Genomic DNA, 17,061 nt, shown 5'->3' with positions numbered 1-17,061 from the left:
GTGCAAACGATGCCGTCGTCTCTCGCTGGTGGCCTTGTGCGCTGTGAAGCGACCTCCGAACACGCCGATCGTGGCTCTCGAAGACGCGCTGTTCTGTGAGCCGTGCAGCACCTTGGTCGGAGGGAAACTAACCGAAACCTGCATGCAACTTGCGAGATATATTTGCTGGATCTGGTCATTGTTGCGTGTCATCGTCCGGCCAATATGCTATCAGTCGTTTCGATCGACGGACGGATGGCGACCAGGGGATCCAAGGGATGAGGGCATACGTATTAACGTCGGGCGGGCCGGATTCAGCGACGTTAGCCTTCGATCTTGCTCAAGATGTTGACGTTAGCTGCATATTTATTAATTTCGGTCAGCCCTATCTTGAACGAGAACTGGAAGCGGCGCGCGCGCTTTCGGCGCGGCTCAAGTCACCTCTTATTGAGCTTGCTGTTCCACAACTAAGCGACAATTTTGTTGATTGCGGACAGTTCGGTTATGTCATTCTTCGCGAAGTAATCGAAGCAACCTACGGTTTAGCCGCTGCTTACGTCAGAATGCATGGAGGAAATAAACTCTTCCATGGCACGATCGCAGAGGACATCGACGATCTTCCGGGCTTCACAGAGTTCTTCGTGCAGTATCAGAAAGCCATCAGGTGCTTGCCGAATGCAGCCAACTTCGAACTCAAGACTCCGTATCTGGAAACGAGGAAGGCAGATGTGTTTGCGATAGGGAGAAAACTTGGTGTTCCTTTCGAAGCGACTTGGAGCTGCTTGTTGCCGGGTGAAAAGCACTGTGGCAGATGTCGCGCGTGTCGTCGACGGCGCGAAGCATTCATGAAGATCCAATTGCCAGATCCAACTGAATACGCCGCGAACGACGAGTCCGGCTAGGCGTACTGGTCGCCAGCGGTGAATAGATAAAGAGATTTCCTGCACACGGTTGACGTTCATCCGCAAAAGACAAAACATAAGAGGACAAGGATGTCCGCCGGCGTTCGCCCTGAATATATTGCCGACGCTGATATCGCTAGCGACGTCATTGTCAACGCGTACGACTGTCCCAACGTGATTGTTGGTGTTGGTCCCAGCCGTAGCGGAACCACACTCTTTGCACGGATGTTCGCAGAGCTTGGAATAAGAACGTATTATCAGCCGCTGAAAGCTATCTTGCGGAATCGTATTCACGGATCGCGTGTAAGCTTGCCGCTTGCCGGCAAGGGGCCGGTCTTTATCAAAGAAACGCTGGGTGCTTACACAACCAACGAGGCGTCGTTTAATCCGATCGATATACTGACTCTAGCGGACGTTCCCACTTCGCAATTGAGCCTTTTAACGATTGTACGCAACCCGTACACAACGGCTGCGTCGATAGTTGAGAATTTTTCTTGGTTTGCTGAGCGAGAAGATCTGATCGATATAATGTTGCTATGCTTCAAATCAATTGAGAGCATTCGACAGCGCGCGGCCGAGCGAAATATTAATGCCATCTCGTTTGTTCACGAGGCATGGCGAGACAATGATCCCCCGCTTGTAGTCGGACAACTTTCTAAAAGGTTGGCAATTCCTTTCGATCCACACAAGCTATCGGGGTGGCGGAGTGTGACCTCCCTGAAGGGCAATATTCAGAATATGCACTGGCTCGACGAGCCTGACGCCTACTACAAGGTGGACTTCTTCAAGCGAATTAAGAGTTCGAGTGGTATTAATTATTACGGAGAGTCCGACGATCGGATCGCCGAAGTACTAACGAATGAACAGATTCAGAAAATCAGGGCGAGTCATGTGTTCGACCTTTATGCTGATCTCTGTCGCCAATGTCAGGATGATCTTGCCGTCGCGGTAAATTGCCGGACCAATTTGGGTTAGCTACGTTTCGTGCCGTGCTCGCGCGGTTGTGCGGGTTTCGACGAGATGCAGCTACCACCTCTCGTGTGAACCCGGGGAAACTAATGGGTTTAAGGCTCCCAACGTTCCAGGATCTGGAAGAAGCGAAGACGCGCATTTCGGGTCATTGCTTCGAAACGCCTTTAGTCGAATCTCCGACACTCAATGCGTCGATTGGTGCGCGCTTGTTGCTGAAGGCGGAGAATTTGCAGATTACCGGTTCGTACAAGCTGCGTGGTGCCGTCAATCGACTCACTGCACTAACTGAAGACGAACGTGCTCGAGGTGTGGTTGCGCGATCCTCCGGAAACCACGGTCTTGCGGTTTCGTACTGCGCTTCCCGCACAGGGACAACCGCAACTATTGTTGTGCCTACTTCAGCGCCGCCAATGAAGGTCGATCGCATCAGAGCCCTCGGCGCGAAAGTCATTCAGGTGCCAATGGCTGCAACCGCTGCCGCTGCTGCTGAATGCGCCGAAAGAGAAAACCGCATACTTGTGCCAACGGCCGATGACCCTTGGATTGTGGCGGGGGCTGGAACGGTCGGGCTCGAAATCGCGACAAAAGCACTGATGAGCGATATCACCATCGATACATTGCTTGTCTGCTGCTCTGCAGGCGGGCTTACAGCAGGTTGTCTTCTTGCATTCGAAACCTTGTCGCCAGAAACTGCCATTTATGCGGTTGAACCAGCGGGCTTTCAAAAGATGGAGCGCTCGCTGGCTGCGGGGTACTGCATCGACAATGCTCCATGCGGGCATACGATCTGCGATTCTCTGAGCGGCCCTTTCATGGCCAGCGTCCCTTTTGAAATCATAAAGGGTCGGCTGGCTGGCACGCTGGCGGTCACGGATGAGGAGGCGATGGCCGCGATGCGCGTGGCGTTCGTTGAGTTTGGGTTGGCGGTCGAGCCTGGTGGTGCTGTCGCGCTCGCAGCGGCATTGAGTGGCAGGGTGCCGACAAGAGGGCAAACCATTGCTGTCACCATCTCAGGCCGCAATGTCGGCCTTGATATGGCGGGTTATGTTCTGGGCGCTAGCGGATTGAGCGGGGCGCAATCATAGGAAGAGGGAAACATTGATGGACATTTGGCTGTATCATAACGGCGAACTGGTCCGAGTGGTAGCAAGTCGCTTGCGACCGTGTACTTGCCTCGCTTCTGTCAAAGACGGCCCGGCTGGCGTATGACCGAACTTCATCACATTGAATCAACGATTGAGCATAGCACCGGCAAGATTCTTTCTCGCCGCAGAATAGCGAGCGATAGTAACGAGATCTGGTTGATCGAATGCGCGCATGGGAAATTTATCGCTAAAATATACGACGTTCGCCCATCGCAGCGCGCCGGCCCAACGCGCGAGATCGAATTGTCAAAGCGGCTGAACGGCCTTGCTAAGACACGAGAATTGCTGCTTTCCGATAATTCGGAAACTTTGATACCGCATCGGTTTGCCGTCTACAAATACATAGAGGGTCAGACACTCTTTGCGCTGCTTTCAAATGAGGAGCTCAGCGATGGTCGACTCGACGTCGTGTCGAATAACATCGCGCAAATGATTGAGGCTGTAACTGCGATCGAAGCGGAGCTGTATGGGCGCCTTGATGCAACGGTCACTCGCGGTACGGTGTCGTCTTGGGCAGCGTTCCTTTTGAATGATATGGCGGGTAAAATTGAGGAGACGTTTCGCCGTAATCCGATCGTCTCCGCTGACACCTACTCGTTGCCTCGGCAAATGCTTATTTCTCGTCCGGAAGAGTTTGATTTTAGCGGCCCCAAGTTGGTGCCGGTTGATCTGAACACAAAGAACATTCTTGTCGCTGAAAATGGAGATGTAACTCTCCTTGATCTAAAGTCATTTGTGAGCGGTGACCCGTTGTATGCATACGCACAATTTTACGCGTGCATGAAAGGAACGCCGCTCGGTGAGCGGTTCTTACGAAACCTTGCCCTGGCGACGAATGAAGAATTTCGGTTCGCGTTCTATGGGCTTTTATCGAACCTCAACGTGCTCGGCTACATCGCTCGGCTTGAGGCAGGCGATGCCTGTCTTGCATGTCCATGGAGCAATAAGGCCAGGTTTGTTGATTTGATCGCAGAGCGCGCAACGCATCTAAAAGGGCGTCGGTAGCTACCGCCGCCCTACGAACTTGTGGCAGCATGAGCTCGATAGACGCCAAACTGGGGCGATACAACTCGGCGCTCCGGGAGGCGTAATTCGCGTTCCCAGCTCGTCGACACATTTAGCGAAATTGACGCCGGATGATACCTTGGTCCGGCGGCTGCTTGGCAGCGCGCAGAAATCTCAATGAAAGTTGAAGATTGCTCGCAGTCACTGCACTTTAACTGTGACGGATACGCATGACTCGTTGACGCAAACCGTTACCGTGAAGGGGCTGTTCTTCGTAAAAGTGACCCGTGCATTGGACGGAAGTTCGACCTTGCGGCTGATAAGATGCGCTTTTGCGTCACTCATGGCTCGTTCGAATTCGGGAGAACCGTCGACTTCTGCGACCAGCAAGTCGCTCATAACATCTGCAAACTGTTCGCTTTGAGCAAGTAATGCAGCCAACACCTTGGCATCATTAGTTGATTGCTTCACCATTTGCTTCGCAGTCTCTTTCGTATCAGCCATCGACCGTCTCCATTGCTCTCTTGCCAACACTACAGCGAATTCATACGCTTTAGCACGTCTTGGTTGTTCGGCCAACTGGGTTGTGCTGCGAAAAACGGAAATTAGAGGTCGTGTGATGCTTTCTGTGACGTTGGGCGAGCGACGGGCGGATTGATGCGCATCGACAACATATCGAGCTTGGCAGACTGGCTTCGAAGTGCAGACAGCAACGTCTCCAACTCCGGTGTGGAAATTGCTCGGCCGGTGATCGATGCCCTTGGCCGCTTGGCGACGTTGATCGCCGATAATGCGAACGGCAACCTGGGGTTCCACGCAGGATCCTTGCTGATATCGACCTTGCAGGAACATGCGCGTGACACCGCGCGACTGACAAGTTTTGCTTGTTGGATTGGAAGTGCTGCACCGCAACGGCGGGATGCAATTGCTAACCTGCTGTCCATTATGGGTAGCCAAGCGAGAGACCAGAACCGTCTGGCGGCGGCCCTGGATTCTGTCGCCGCGGTCGACTCCGGTGCGAATGAGGTGGTTGATCTCCTTAACCTGACGCTTGCACATGCTGGTGCGACATGCTCGCGCTATGCAAGTTCCAGGTATCCGATAGCAATAACGGCCCTAGATCAAATGGAAGCCCTGCCAGTACTACGGCGAAACGAGGCAGAACGAGACTTACTTTCGATTTGCGCGAAAGAGGCACCGGTAGATTTCTACACTGCGACGTCTGCGACAACGACCGGGCGCGCACTCTTGGTGCCTCATTGCCGCGCCGAGAATGAGGCTTTCTCAAAATACGGCAGCTCGGACGATACCGCGGTAGAATCACCCTACGGTATGACGTTGCGGCTTATGCCAGCCGGCCGCCTGATTGGCGCTCCGCTGGCCGGCGGAGACACCGTCCTTGCAACCTATGAGACGAACGCCCTTCACGAGAACAGGTGGGATTTGTGGGACTACATTGCTGCTCAAGTCTTCGTCGAGTTTCCCTCGAGGAACGGGCTCAAGCAGATCCAAACCATCCACGCTACTCCTCCGTTCGGTCTGATCCTGCTCACAAAATACATGCTTCAACGCGGCATGGAACCGAAGGATTCGTCGGTAAAGAATCTGCTTGTCACCGGGTCATGGGTTGGTCCTACGACGCGACGTTGGCTGCAGGAGAGTTGGGGTGCCCGATTGCACACGACGTATAGCTGTTCCGAAATAGTCGGAGGAGCTGTAGAATGCGAGGACCATCCAGGTCGCTATCACTTTGGTCCCAACATTTTTCCCGAGGTGCTCAATGGTGCAGGGAAGGCGGTTGCGAAGGATGAGCAGGGCGATATCTATCTGACGGGGCTTTATCCGTTTCAACGCTCGGCCGTGTTCCTGCGATACGAGGTTGGAGACTGGGGTAAATTAAGCGAAGAGTTTTGCACTTGCGGTTTTGCCGGTCGGAGTGTCGATTTCCTTGGCCGCACCCGGGATGTGCTTTCCATAACGAGCTCGGACGGCACACGATTCGCCATTCCGCCTGTCCCGGTTCGGAACGCGCTCGACCGATTTGCTTGTGTCCCCAAAATTCCTCGCCCTCAGTACCGGATGCGGCTCGAGCAAGGCACGACGGTCGGGCTTGAAATCGACGTAGAGTGCTATGCGCTTGCTGGCCAGCGTTGGGTGGAGAGAACACGCACAGCGATCGCGGAAGCCATCATCGAAGAGGACTCATCGATTCGAAAGCTAATTTCGGCGGGGGAACTCAAACTCAACGTCAACCTTTTTACGAGATCGACTCTGACTAGTCGCCCCGAGGTGCGGTGAGCGCCGCTTCATTTCGCGTGGCCACGGAGTGACGAACTGCATCTCAGTAGCGGTTTCAAAAGACACCTATTGCTCGGGACATCGATCCGAGCGATCCTTTGAAGCTAATGCTGCCCAAAGCCCAGAGCAATGAGGTCAACGCCGTAATGGTAAGGTCGCCACCGCGTTCACTGCTCCGGCAAGCCGGCGTCCACCATGGACTGAATGACCCGATCGGCCGCGGCGACATACACCGGACTCAAGTTCTTCGTCGGCGGCCAGACGGTCAGCTTCGTCGTGCCGGGCCGCAGCCTCAGTCCATCCTGGATCGCCGCCTTCGCCTCCTCGAACCGGCCCGATCTCTGGTAGACGACGGCGAGCAGCCTGCCGACTTAACCGTCTGTGGCCACGGACCCCAAAGCATGGAATTCGTCATGTTTAAGGTTCGTATCGAGGTGACCGCAGATCTGCATGCAATCAGCCGTTTGATTGCTTTGCAGTGGCGCCGATCGAATCCGGCGGTCGGGTGGATGAACGTGGATCTGACATGAAGAAGATGACACCTGCTGCCAGCCCCGACGCGTATGTCGTCGCCCTCTTCGGCTGGCGCCGCGAGTGTGTTGAATCCCTGCGCGCGGCGGTTCGCGCAGTTTCGGCCCTGGAAGAAGTCGTGAAATGGGGCCACCTCGTTTATCTGGCTAATGGACCGACTCTGCTGATCCGCGCCGAGGAGGAGCGGGTGCTGTTCGGCTTCTGGAGAGGCCAGCGACTGAGTGACATAGAGCCTCGCCTCAAGAAGGCAGGCAAGAACGAGATGGCCACGCTGGTCCTGCGGGAGGGAATGTCCATCAAGCCATCGATCGCGCGTCGCCTGGCTCGGGAGGCCGTCGCGCTCAACCAGACGCTTGGCAATCCGGTGCACGCGGCAAAGCCGGCTTCGAAGAAAGGCAACAGGCGGCAGGTCTGATGCGCATCATCTACTTTGGTCTGGGTTGGGTGATGGTCGCGCTTGGCGTGATTGGCCTCGTGATGCCGCTGATGCCGGGGGCGGTTTTCTTAATCATCGCAGCGTGGTGTTTCGCGCGTTCCTCGCCGCGTTTCGAGGCCTGGCTGCTCGGGCATCCGACACTGGGCAAGCCGCTGCGGGATTGGCGCGCCGCCGGAGCTATCCCGCGCCCGGCCAAGATCATGGCTTGCGCGGGGATGGCGTTCGGGTTCGCTGTCTTCTGTTATACTTTCGCGCCGTCAGTGCCGCTCGCCCTGGCCGTGGCGGCGGGTTTTTTGGCCTGCGCCGCCTACGTCGTCTCGCGTCCGGCGGTGGCCCGGCAGGACACTTCGATCTAGCGCTCGCGCCACGAGCGCAGTGGTCTCCGCATGCCAGTCCTGATCCGGCTAGCCTTGTGCAGCCGGCCGTCTCGAACGATGCTCACGAGCCCCGCAGAGCCTCATCAGGAAACCCACCATGCAAGTCGACGTCAAAACCGCCACCGACCGCCTCATGCGCTTCCTCGCTGTCGAGGGCGTGACCGGAAAGGAGGCCGCGATCGGACGCGAGCTCAGCGCGGCGCTGCAGGAAAGCGGCGTGCCGGCGACCGCGATCCGTCTCGACGACGCCAACACCCGCATTCCCGTGCCGACGGAGACCGGCAATCTCATTGTCGATCTGCCCGGCCGCGGCGCGATGCATAACCAGCCGCGGATCATGTTCATGACCCACATGGACACCGTGCCGCTGTGCGCCGGCGCCAAACCAAAACTGGCGGGGCGCAAGATCGTCAATGACGCGAAGACCGCGCTCGGCGGCGACAACCGCGCCGGCTGCGGCGTTCTCGTCACGCTGGCGGCCGAACTTGCGAAACAGAAGCTCGATCATCCGCCGATCACGCTGCTGTTCTGCGTCCGCGAGGAGAGCGGGCTTTACGGGGCGCGCCACGTCAAGACCGACGAACTCGGCTCGCCGGTCATGGCCTTCAACTACGACGGTGGCTCTGCCTCCAATGTCACGATCGGCGCCGTCGGCGCGGATCGCTGGCAGGTCGAGATTTTCGGTCGCGCCTCGCACGCCGGCGTCGCACCCGAGCGCGGGATCAGTTCGACCATGATCCTGGCGCTCGCGCTCGCCGACGTGAAGGCCGGTGGCTGGTTCGGCAAGGTGGTGAAGCGCAAGCTGCAGGGCACCAGCAATGTCGGTCCCGTCACCGGCGGCGAGGGAAGGCCGGCCGGCGACGCCACCAATGTCGTCACCGATTATGTGCATGTACGCGGCGAAAGCCGCAGCCACGACAGCAAGTTCTTCAAGGAGATCACGAAAGCCTACAAGGCGGCGTTCGAGAAGGCCGCAAAGAGCGTGAAGAACAGCGACGGCAAATCAGGCCGCGTCAAGTTCAAGGCCGAGACCGACTATTATCCGTTCCGCATGAAGGAGAGCCTGCCCGTGGTCAAGCGCGCGATCGAGGCCGTGTCCGGCATCGGCGCAACGCCGGCCATCCGCGCCGCCAATGGCGGGCTGGATGCCAACTGGATGGTCCGCCACGGCGTTCCGACGGTGACCTTCGGCGCCGGGCAGAACGAGCCGCACACGATCGACGAGTGGATCAATCTCGACGAGTACGACAAGGCGTGCGCGCTTGCAGTCCAGCTCGCGACGATGCGGTGAGTGGGGCCTGCCACTGCGGTTCAGTGAGGCACAAGACAACCTTGATGCAGCCGTCCTAAGCCGTATGGCCGGGATCAAAATCCGACGGAGTCTTCTTTCTGCGTTGCGGGACCATTATTGCGGGATCCGGCTGTCCGGGTACCCCGCGCGGTCCGAGCTGCTCGCGCTGAATGTCGTCCTCCGATTGCCTCGGTCGGCCGTCATCGACTTGCCGACGAATTTTGATGCTCTCGTCGTAGATTTGCCGACTGGTTTTGGTTTCCGGCATGTGGGCACCCGTTTTCAGCTAGTTCGCAACGACGCATGGTCGCAAACCAAACCGATCCGGAATAACGTCACCGATGGCGTTTCCGTTCCTATCGGACCAAAGACGATCGCTCCGTCACACGACCAGCCGGCCGACCCGATCGGCGACCGTGATCTGCGCCTCGGTCCCCGAATTGAACTCCAGGCGGTCGGCTTCGATGCCGTCGCTGAAGATGACGCCGTTTTCCGGCATGAGAGAGCGGACGCTGAGCCATGGTCGGCGACCCACGCCTATTTCGCGCTGATGCCCGATTTGCCCGCGAGCGGCCCCGGTGCCGCCGATGCGCGGTGGTTTGCCGTTGGTTCAGGCAAGCCAAGGGTCAGGCTTGCCTTCGACCATGCCGATATTCTGGAGGCGGCAGTCCAGCGCCTGCGCAGCAAGGTCGAGTACACCTCGCTGCCGGCCTATCTGATGCCGCCGGAATTCACCCTGCCGGATCTGCAGCGGGTCTACGAGATCGTGCTCGACCGCCCGCTGGAAAAGAGCGCGTTCCGCACCCGGATGCTGGCGGCGGACCTGATCGAGCCGGTGGCCAAAATGCGCAAGGGGCCGAACCGGCCGGCCCAGCTTTACCGGCTGAAGAAGGCCAGATCCCCGGTGTTTTTTGCGCGGACGTTCAACGCGCCGGGCTGAGGCGTTTCGGCGCGCCGCAAGCCACAGGCGGATAGCTGCATGCCGCGAATGCAGGGCTCATGGCCGCAAAATAGTGTATCGGCTGGGCATCGCGCGCCGGGGGGACATTCCGGCGCCACCAAATCAAAAGTTTCGGAGGAAGTTTCATGTCGGCTCTGCCACTCAAAGGCATCAAAATTCTCGACCTGACGCGGGTGCTGGCGGGGCCCTTGTCGGCACAGATGCTGGGCGATCTCGGCGCCGAGGTGATCAAGATCGAGCGTCCCGGCGGCGGCGACGATGCCCGCGCTTTCGGCCCGCCATACCTGCAGGACCCCGAAGGCAAGGCCAACAACAACAACTCGTTCTATCTGTGCGCCAACCGCAACAAGAAGTCGGTCACCGTCAACATCGCCTCGCCGGAAGGCCAGGACATCATCCGCGAGCTCGCAAAATCCTGCGACGTGATGATGGAGAATTACAAGGTCGGCGATCTCAAGCGCTACCGGCTGGATTATGAATCGATCAAGGCGATCAATCCCGGCATCATCTATTGCTCGGTGACCGGTTTCGGCCAGACCGGGCCTTACGCGCCGCGCGCCGGCTACGACGCGATTTTGCAGGCGATGGGCGGCCTGATGAGCGTCACCGGTCATATCGACGGCGAGCCCGGCGAGGGGCCGATGAAGGTCGGCCCGTCGATCGTCGACTACATGACCGGCATGAACACCTCGATCGGCATTCTCTCGGCGCTGTTTCACCGCAAGGTCAATGGCGGGGAGGGGCAGCATGTCGACGTCTGCCTGCTCGACACCGTGATCGCCTCGCTGTCGCATTGGCTGCAGATCTACCTCGTCAACGGCGTGACCCCGCCGCGGCGCGGCACCTGGGGCAATGGCGGCATGCCGGCCGGCGTGTTCCGCGCCACCGATGGCGAATTGATGCTGGTGGTCGGCAATGACGGCCAGTTCGCGCGCACCTGCGCCGTGCTGGGCGCTCCCGAGCTCGCGACCGATTCAAGATTCCTCAAGAACAACGACCGCGTCGTGCACGGCAAGGAGATCATGGCGATCTTCGCAGGATTGTTCCTGAAGAAGCCGGTGGCGTACTGGCTGGACGAGCTGGAGAAGGCCGGCGTGCCCTCCGGTCCGATCAACAATTTCGAGCAGGTGTTTTCGGATCCGCACGTCCAGTCGCGCGGCATGCGGGTCAAGGTCGATCATCCCTTCGAGCCCGAACTGTCGCTGATCCGCAATGCCATCTCCTTCTCCGGCACGCCGGTAAAGGACTATCGCGCGCCGCCGCTACTCGGCGCGCACACCAAGGAAGTGCTGGCGACGATCGGTTATGACGACGCCAGGGTCGAGGCGCTGAAGGCACAGAAGATCGTCTAGGCGAAACAGCGACATTTCGATCATCTTCGAAGCATGATCGCGGCGAATGACATTAGTCTTGCGCCGTCGATCCGCCAATCGAAGGTGTCGCCATGAAACGAGAAGCCCTCCGCGTCGAACCGATCTCCTCCTGGCTCGAGCGGTGGGGCGCGCCTCCGGCATCGCCGGTCACGCGCGCCGGCAACATGATCTTTGTCTCCGGCCTGCCGCCGTTCGATCCCCAGACCGGCGAAATCCTCAGCGTTCCGATCGAGCGCCAGACCGAACTGGTTCTCGAGCAGATGAAACGCTGTCTGGAGGCCGCGGGCGCATCGCTGGACAATGTGATGAAGTGCAACATCTACTGCACCTCAGCCAGGCACTTTGCAGCCGTCAATTCGGTCTACCGGCGCTACTTTCCACAGGACCCGCCGGCGCGCATCTTCGTCTGCATCCCGGAATGGACCGGGCCGTTCGACATCGAGATCGATTGCGTGGCGATGATGTAGCTTACAGGTCCTGCCGGGTCAGCCGGCCATACGGCGGCGCCATGGACCGGGCCGGCGCTTTCTTTGCGGGCTCGCCGCCCGTCAGCGCCATCACCGAAACCGTGACCACGCGTTCGACGATCGCATTCACGTCGTTGAGGTCGCATTGACCTTCCGACAATTTCGTCAGCCGCTCTTTTTCTCTGATGGTGTGGTGCGACATCGCGAGGGCAAAATGCAGGCCCCAATAGAGCTCGGCATCGTCGCGGCCGGGCAGGGAGCGGCGCATCGCGGCGACGAATTTCCGCAAATGATCGACTTCGCGATTCTTGATGCGGCGGATCGGCGGCACTGACTCGATCGACGCGCGGATCATGAAGCGTGCCGCGGTCGAGCCCTCGCGGTCAGGGCCGAGGCAGCCGCGCAAGGTCGGCCCGACCAGCGCATGCATGATGGCCTCGATCGAGGCGCGGCCGCCGCCGGATTCCTCGGCCGCCTTCAATTCGTTGAGCCGCTCGCGGTTGGTGGCGAGGCTGCGGGTCACGAACAATTCCGCGATCAACTCGTCCTTCGATCCGAAATGATAATTCACCGCGGCGAGATTGACGTTCGCCTCGGCAACGATGTCGCGCAGCGTCACATCGCCGAACCCGCGATCGGCGTAGAGCCGTTCGGCGGCGGCGAGAATGGCGGAGCGGGTATGATCGGACGCCATAGCCTCGAGCCTTTCCCGTCATTCTCGGTGCGCAATTGCGCACCTGGGGGCGCGCGAAGCGCGAACCCGGAATCTCGATCCTGCAATCTCTGGATTCCGGGTTCAGCCCTGCGGGCTGCCCCGGAATGACGAGAAGCGGAGGGAGTTGCATTTCAAACAGTTGTATGAAACTATCGTTTGAAGGGCAGGAAATGTCAATCCACCTCGGTTCGTGCGCCACCAAATCTCTTGCGGCGCGCGAGGGGCGGGCAGACAGTGCCGCCAAAGGTTTCAAAAGCCAGCAAATATCTTCACAAGGGAGCGTCCCATGGACTTCAATATGTCAGAACGCCAGACCGAATGGCTCAACCGCGTTCGTTCGTTCATGAAAACGCATGTTCGGCCCGCGGTGCCGATCTACGACAAGCAGGATGCGGAGGGACCGCGCTGGAAGGTCATTCCGATCCTCGAGGATCTGAAGAAGAAGGCCAAGGCCGAAGGCCTCTGGAACATGTTCATGCCGCCGAACGCGCATGAGGATGACGAATTCCGCGGCGCGGGATTGACCAACCTCGAATATGCGTTGCTGTCGGAAGAGATGGGCCGCATCTCCTGGGCTTCGGAAGTGTTCAATTGTTCCGCCCCGGATACCGGTAACATGGAAGTGTTTATCCGCTACGGCACCAAGGAGCAAAAGCGGAAGTGGCTGCGGCCACTGATGGACGGTGAAATCCGTTCCGCCTTCCTGATGACCGAGCCCGCGGTGGCGTCGTCGGACGCGACCAACATCGAAACGCGCATCGCAAAGGATGGCGACCACTACGTCATCAACGGCCGCAAATGGTGGTCGTCAGGCGTCGGCGACCCCCGCTGCAAGATCGCGATCCTGATGGGCAAGACCGATCCGAACGCGGCGAAACACCAGGCGCAGTCGCAGATCCTGGTTCCGCTCGATACCCCCGGCATCAAGGTCGAGAAAATGCTTCCGGTGTTCGGCTATGACGATGCGCCGCACGGCCACGCCCAGGTGTTGCTGGAAAACGTTCGTGTCCCTGCGGAAAACATCCTGCTCGGCGAGGGGCGCGGCTTCGAGATCGCGCAGGGCCGTCTTGGTCCGGGCCGCATCCATCATTGCATGCGCACCATCGGCAAGGCCGAAGAGGCGCTTGAGAAGATGGTGAAGCGGCTGGCCTCGCGCACCGCGTTCGGCAAGAAGATCATCGAGCACTCGGTGTGGGAACAGCGTATCGGCGAAGCGCGCGCCGACATCGAGATGAATCGCCTGCTGTGCCTCAAGGCTGCCGACATGATGGACAAGGTCGGCAACAAGACTGCACAGGCTGAGATCGCAATGATCAAGGTCACCGCGCCCAACATGGCGTTGAAGATCATCGACAATGCCATCCAGGCCTATGGCGGCGGCGGTGTCTCCGACGAAGCCGGCCTGGCGAAGGATTATGCCCATATCCGTACGCTCCGCCTGGCTGACGGTCCGGACGAGGTGCACAATCGCGCCATTGCCAGACTTGAACTTCGGAAGTATGCAAACACGTCGCACTAATTAAGTAACAAAATGGGGGCGCGTTCTCCCCGCCGTCATTCCGGGATGGTCCGTAGGACCAGACCACAGGTACGCAACTGCGAACCGGGGAATCTCGAGATTCCGGGTTCGATGCTGCGCATCGCCCCGGAATGACGGATGATAAAGTGAGGGAGCGTCATCGTGGCGGACGGCGTCAGGAAAGACGAAGAGTTTTCAGGCACCAAGGAAGTCGAGGAGCGTCATCGTATCGATGAAAAGCGCCTCGACGCGTGGATGCGCGAAAACGTTGAAGGCTATCAGGGACCACTGACCGTCCTGCAGTTCAAGGGCGGCCAGTCCAACCCGACTTACCGGCTCAATACGCCCGGACGATCCTATGTGATGCGCCGCAGGCCGTTCGGCAAATTGCTGCCGTCGGCGCATGCGGTGGATCGCGAATTCCGCGTCATCGCCGCGCTGAGCAAGCAGGGATTCCCGGTTGCAAAGGCCTATGCGCTCTGCACCGACGACGGCGTGATCGGCTCGGCCTTCTACATCATGTCGATGGAAGAGGGGCGGGTACTGTGGGATCCCACGCTGCCGACCCAGACGCCTGATGACCGCTACAAGATTTTCACCAGCAAGATCGAGACGCTGGCGAAGCTGCATCTGTTTGATCCGCAGGCCATCGGCCTCGGCGATTTCGGCAAGCCCGGCAATTATTTTGCGCGGCAGGTCGATCGCTGGACCAAGCAATACCGCGCCTCCGAGACCCAGCACATTCCGGAATTCGAAAAGCTCGCCGAATGGCTGCCGAAGACGGTGCCGGAGCAGTCGCGCGTTTCGATCGTCCACGGCGACTATCGCCTCGACAATATGATCTTCCATTCCACCGAACCGCGCGTGCAGGCGGTGCTGGACTGGGAATTGTCGACGCTCGGCGATCCCATGGCTGACTTCACTTACCTCCTGATGCAATGGACCATGCCGGGCCTCGCCAACGCCGATCTGAAGGCGCTGAACATCCCGAGCATGGAAGCGGCCGCGCAGATCTACTGCAACGTGACCGGTACCGAGGTCCCCGACCTGAACTGGTACTTCTCCTACAATCTGTTCCGCCTTGCGGGCATCACGCAGGGTATTGCGGGCCGGATCCGCGACGGCACCGCGGCCAACGCCAAGGCCATCGAGTCGGCGAAGCGCACGGTGCCGCTGTCGCAGGCGTCCTGGGAATACGCGCAGAAGGCCGGTGCGAAATAATTTGCAACATGGCGCGGTCCATCCGGATCGCGCCATGTTTCATTCATTGCATCCGTAGGGTGGGCAAAGGCGCGTCAGCGCCGTGCCCACCATCTCTCCAGATCGTTGTTGCTAATGGTGGGCACGCTGTCGCTTTGCCCATCCTACGATCCGCGATTCACCGGAATCCATCTTGGCTCTCTCCCCGAATATCCGCGGCAGCCTGATCATGGCCACCGCCATGGCCGCCTTCACGATCAACGACTCCATCACCAAGGCGGTGTCGGCGGAAATCAATTTCGGCCAGGTGATGCTGGTGCGTGGCCTGTTCGCGATGGCGCTGGTCGCAGCGCTCGCATTGCATCAGCGCGCGTTGCGCCCCTTGCGCACGGTTGCGACGAAGCCGGTCGCGCTGCGCGTCGTCGGCGAGGTCGGCGGCACGATATCGTTCATGGCGGCGCTCACGCATCTGCCGCTGGCCAATACCTCGGCGATCTTTCAGGCCTTGCCGCTCGCCATCACGCTCGGCGCGGCGCTGGTGTTTCGCGAGCCGGTCGGCTGGCGGCGCTGGCTGGCGATCGCGGCCGGTTTTGTCGGCATGCTCATCATCGTGCGGCCGGGAATCGCGGGCTTCAACCAGTTTTCGCTGCTGGCGCTGGTCTCGGTGGCGTTCTGCGCCCTGCGCGACCTCGCGACCAAGAAAATACCCGCGCAAATCCCCTCGCTGTTCATCACGCTGTTGATGGCGGTGACGGTGACATCGGCCGGCGCGATTATCCTGTTTCCGCTCGGCGGCTGGACGCCGCCGTCCAATCACGCGCTGGGCATGCTGGCGCTGGCGGCGGTGCTGGTGCTGATCGGTTATCAATGCATGATCGTGGCGCTGCGATCGGGCGATATCTCGGCGGTAGCGCCGTTCCGCTATTCGGCGCTGCTGTGGGCCATGCTGCTCGGCTATTTCATGTTCGGCGACAAGCCTGATGCCATGATGCTAACAGGCGCCGCGATCATCGTCTCATCCGGCCTCTACGCATTCTACCGCGAACGGGTCCGCGCCCGGCCGGTGGCGGCAACCACGTCAGGCATCCCGCCCGACGGGCTGTGAGCGTCACGTTGTTTGATGGAGCCGATCGCGGGGCCCGGGCAGTTGACAGGCAACCCCGCGATCATATCTCCGGCGCAAGAGGAGATCTGACCATGATCCAACAACTTCGCATCTATGAAATCTTCGAAAAGAACAAGGCCGCGTTCCATAACCGTTTTCGCGATCACGCGGCGCGTATCATGCGTACCAGATACGGCTTTCGTATTGTCGCGATGTGGGAAACCAAATTCGGTGACAGAACCGAGTTTGCCTATCTGTTGGAATGGCCCGACGAGGCGACCAGGACCGCGGCATGGTCGGCCTTCATGGCGGACGCCGAGTGGTCCGAACTCAAGCGGGTGACACACGCGGAGCACGGACTGATGGTCGGGCAGATCGAGGATCGCTTGCTGGCGCCGGTGGATTATTCGCCGGCACGAGAACGAAGCCTGTTGCAGGCCTCATAAGTTCTCGCCGTCATTGCGAGGAGCGAAGCGACGAAGCAATCCATTCCTCCGCTTGCGGCGCTATGGATTGCTTCGCGGAGCCTGTCATCGGGCGCGCATTCGCGCGACCCGGTGGCTCGCAATGACGGATGTGCGGCAGCAGGTGCGACAAATTAACCCGACGGGCAAAATTCCGCTTTCCTCGTCGGGCAAATCAGCGGTTTGAATTGTCGCGTCCCGCCCGACAAGAGGGGCGTGCGCACGTCACGAACGCGCGGCGGGATGCGGTGGACGCTGGTTTACGCCTCGACGACGGCGTGGATAAGCGTGCGGCAAAACCGTGTGGTCCTGGTGCCCGTT

At 59.4% G+C, this 17,061-nt stretch carries 19 protein-coding genes; 17 read left to right on the top strand and 2 right to left on the bottom strand.

Annotated features, from left to right (window positions below):
• The first annotated feature begins 257 nt into the window (after positions 1-257).
• The 4 genes from JQ629_RS32345 (at position 258) to JQ629_RS32330 (ending at position 4,003) form a co-directional block, all read left to right on the top strand.
• Entirely contained in the window at positions 258-881 is a 624-nt protein-coding gene (locus JQ629_RS32345) for a 7-cyano-7-deazaguanine synthase (protein ID WP_212416059.1), read from the top strand.
• 90 nt (positions 882-971) lie between these two features.
• Positions 972-1,856: a hypothetical protein gene (locus JQ629_RS32340; protein ID WP_212416058.1), complete on the top strand. Its 885-nt coding sequence runs from the start codon at positions 972-974 to the stop codon at positions 1,854-1,856.
• An 83-nt stretch (positions 1,857-1,939) separates the two neighbouring features.
• Entirely contained in the window at positions 1,940-2,938 is a 999-nt protein-coding gene (locus JQ629_RS32335; protein WP_212416057.1) for a threonine ammonia-lyase, read from the top strand.
• A 120-nt stretch (positions 2,939-3,058) separates the two neighbouring features.
• Positions 3,059-4,003, top strand: coding sequence for a phosphotransferase (locus JQ629_RS32330; protein ID WP_212416056.1), 945 nt, complete (start codon positions 3,059-3,061; stop codon positions 4,001-4,003).
• Positions 4,004-4,204: 201 nt separating this feature from the next.
• Here JQ629_RS32330 and JQ629_RS32325 read toward each other — a convergent pair whose 3' ends face one another.
• Positions 4,205-4,507, bottom strand: coding sequence for a hypothetical protein (locus JQ629_RS32325; RefSeq protein WP_212416055.1), 303 nt, complete (start codon positions 4,505-4,507; stop codon positions 4,205-4,207).
• 153 nt (positions 4,508-4,660) lie between these two features.
• Between JQ629_RS32325 and JQ629_RS32320 the strand changes: the two genes are divergently transcribed.
• The 9 genes from JQ629_RS32320 (at position 4,661) to JQ629_RS32285 (ending at position 11,737) form a co-directional block, all read left to right on the top strand.
• Positions 4,661-6,301 carry a phenylacetate--CoA ligase family protein gene (locus JQ629_RS32320; protein WP_212416054.1) on the top strand — a complete coding sequence of 547 codons (1,641 nt, stop codon included), beginning with the start codon at positions 4,661-4,663 and terminating at the stop codon, positions 6,299-6,301.
• 204 nt (positions 6,302-6,505) lie between these two features.
• On the top strand, positions 6,506-6,649 hold the full coding sequence (locus tag JQ629_RS32315; protein ID WP_212416053.1) for a hypothetical protein: 144 nt from the start codon (positions 6,506-6,508) through the stop codon (positions 6,647-6,649).
• Between the two features lie 53 nt (positions 6,650-6,702).
• On the top strand, positions 6,703-6,831 hold the full coding sequence (locus tag JQ629_RS37620) for a hypothetical protein (protein ID WP_283815972.1): 129 nt from the start codon (positions 6,703-6,705) through the stop codon (positions 6,829-6,831).
• Complete coding sequence (locus JQ629_RS32310) at positions 6,828-7,247, top strand: DUF1801 domain-containing protein (RefSeq protein ID WP_212416052.1); 420 nt, start codon at positions 6,828-6,830, stop codon at positions 7,245-7,247. Before JQ629_RS37620 ends, JQ629_RS32310 begins: the two co-directional genes overlap by 4 nt.
• Positions 7,247-7,624, top strand: coding sequence for a YbaN family protein (locus JQ629_RS32305; protein WP_212416051.1), 378 nt, complete (start codon positions 7,247-7,249; stop codon positions 7,622-7,624). The genes JQ629_RS32310 and JQ629_RS32305 overlap by 1 nt, the downstream gene beginning before the upstream one ends.
• A 118-nt stretch (positions 7,625-7,742) precedes the next feature.
• Entirely contained in the window at positions 7,743-8,936 is a 1,194-nt protein-coding gene (locus JQ629_RS32300; protein WP_212416050.1) for a M20/M25/M40 family metallo-hydrolase, read from the top strand.
• Positions 8,937-9,204: 268 nt separating this feature from the next.
• Complete coding sequence (locus tag JQ629_RS37355; RefSeq protein ID WP_349631358.1) at positions 9,205-9,876, top strand: NUDIX hydrolase; 672 nt, start codon at positions 9,205-9,207, stop codon at positions 9,874-9,876.
• Between the two features lie 146 nt (positions 9,877-10,022).
• On the top strand, positions 10,023-11,249 hold the full coding sequence (locus JQ629_RS32290) for a CaiB/BaiF CoA transferase family protein (RefSeq protein WP_212416049.1): 1,227 nt from the start codon (positions 10,023-10,025) through the stop codon (positions 11,247-11,249).
• Positions 11,250-11,341: 92 nt separating this feature from the next.
• A complete protein-coding gene (locus JQ629_RS32285) occupies positions 11,342-11,737 on the top strand; it encodes a RidA family protein (protein WP_212416048.1) in 396 nt (131 codons plus the stop codon).
• A gap of 1 nt (position 11,738) precedes the next feature.
• On the opposite strand, the gene JQ629_RS32280 is transcribed toward JQ629_RS32285, so the two are convergent.
• Complete coding sequence (locus JQ629_RS32280; protein WP_212416047.1) at positions 11,739-12,431, bottom strand: TetR/AcrR family transcriptional regulator; 693 nt, start codon at positions 12,429-12,431, stop codon at positions 11,739-11,741.
• A gap of 307 nt (positions 12,432-12,738) precedes the next feature.
• On the opposite strand from JQ629_RS32280, the gene JQ629_RS32275 reads away from it, so the two are divergent.
• The 4 genes from JQ629_RS32275 to JQ629_RS32260 all read left to right on the top strand — a co-directional run bounded on the left by JQ629_RS32275 (position 12,739) and on the right by JQ629_RS32260 (position 16,722).
• On the top strand, positions 12,739-13,971 hold the full coding sequence (locus tag JQ629_RS32275; RefSeq protein ID WP_212264400.1) for an acyl-CoA dehydrogenase family protein: 1,233 nt from the start codon (positions 12,739-12,741) through the stop codon (positions 13,969-13,971).
• 162 nt (positions 13,972-14,133) lie between these two features.
• The gene (locus JQ629_RS32270; RefSeq protein WP_212416046.1) at positions 14,134-15,192 is read left to right on the top strand and encodes a phosphotransferase family protein; all 1,059 of its coding nucleotides are present in this window, start codon (positions 14,134-14,136) and stop codon (positions 15,190-15,192) included.
• A 172-nt stretch (positions 15,193-15,364) separates the two neighbouring features.
• The gene (locus JQ629_RS32265) at positions 15,365-16,276 is read left to right on the top strand and encodes a DMT family transporter (RefSeq protein ID WP_212416045.1); all 912 of its coding nucleotides are present in this window, start codon (positions 15,365-15,367) and stop codon (positions 16,274-16,276) included.
• Positions 16,277-16,368: 92 nt separating this feature from the next.
• Entirely contained in the window at positions 16,369-16,722 is a 354-nt protein-coding gene (locus JQ629_RS32260; RefSeq protein WP_212416044.1) for an NIPSNAP family protein, read from the top strand.
• Positions 16,723-17,061 lie beyond the last annotated feature (339 nt).

The organism is Bradyrhizobium sp. AUGA SZCCT0222, assembly GCF_018130205.1.
GTDB lineage: Bacteria > Pseudomonadota > Alphaproteobacteria > Rhizobiales > Xanthobacteraceae > Bradyrhizobium.
Note: the sequence above shows the minus strand (reverse complement) of the source record. Positions and strands in the feature narration are given on the sequence as shown.

What these genes read in the sequence shown, in the direction of transcription:
- JQ629_RS32280 (WP_212416047.1), bottom strand. Translation starts at nt 12,431, where the DNA reads ATGGCGTCCGATCATACCCGCTCCGCCATTCTCGCCGCCGCCGAACGG.
- JQ629_RS32290 (WP_212416049.1), top strand. Translation starts at nt 10,023, where the DNA reads ATGTCGGCTCTGCCACTCAAAGGCATCAAAATTCTCGACCTGACGCGG.
- JQ629_RS32325 (WP_212416055.1), bottom strand. Translation starts at nt 4,507, where the DNA reads ATGGCTGATACGAAAGAGACTGCGAAGCAAATGGTGAAGCAATCAACT.
- JQ629_RS32340 (WP_212416058.1), top strand. Translation starts at nt 972, where the DNA reads ATGTCCGCCGGCGTTCGCCCTGAATATATTGCCGACGCTGATATCGCT.
- JQ629_RS32330 (WP_212416056.1), top strand. Translation starts at nt 3,059, where the DNA reads ATGACCGAACTTCATCACATTGAATCAACGATTGAGCATAGCACCGGC.
- JQ629_RS32310 (WP_212416052.1), top strand. Translation starts at nt 6,828, where the DNA reads ATGAAGAAGATGACACCTGCTGCCAGCCCCGACGCGTATGTCGTCGCC.
- JQ629_RS32335 (WP_212416057.1), top strand. Translation starts at nt 1,940, where the DNA reads ATGGGTTTAAGGCTCCCAACGTTCCAGGATCTGGAAGAAGCGAAGACG.
- JQ629_RS32320 (WP_212416054.1), top strand. Translation starts at nt 4,661, where the DNA reads ATGCGCATCGACAACATATCGAGCTTGGCAGACTGGCTTCGAAGTGCA.
- JQ629_RS32315 (WP_212416053.1), top strand. Translation starts at nt 6,506, where the DNA reads ATGACCCGATCGGCCGCGGCGACATACACCGGACTCAAGTTCTTCGTC.
- JQ629_RS32345 (WP_212416059.1), top strand. Translation starts at nt 258, where the DNA reads ATGAGGGCATACGTATTAACGTCGGGCGGGCCGGATTCAGCGACGTTA.
- JQ629_RS32305 (WP_212416051.1), top strand. Translation starts at nt 7,247, where the DNA reads ATGCGCATCATCTACTTTGGTCTGGGTTGGGTGATGGTCGCGCTTGGC.
- JQ629_RS37620 (WP_283815972.1), top strand. Translation starts at nt 6,703, where the DNA reads ATGGAATTCGTCATGTTTAAGGTTCGTATCGAGGTGACCGCAGATCTG.
- JQ629_RS32260 (WP_212416044.1), top strand. Translation starts at nt 16,369, where the DNA reads ATGATCCAACAACTTCGCATCTATGAAATCTTCGAAAAGAACAAGGCC.
- JQ629_RS32275 (WP_212264400.1), top strand. Translation starts at nt 12,739, where the DNA reads ATGGACTTCAATATGTCAGAACGCCAGACCGAATGGCTCAACCGCGTT.
- JQ629_RS32285 (WP_212416048.1), top strand. Translation starts at nt 11,342, where the DNA reads ATGAAACGAGAAGCCCTCCGCGTCGAACCGATCTCCTCCTGGCTCGAG.
- JQ629_RS32300 (WP_212416050.1), top strand. Translation starts at nt 7,743, where the DNA reads ATGCAAGTCGACGTCAAAACCGCCACCGACCGCCTCATGCGCTTCCTC.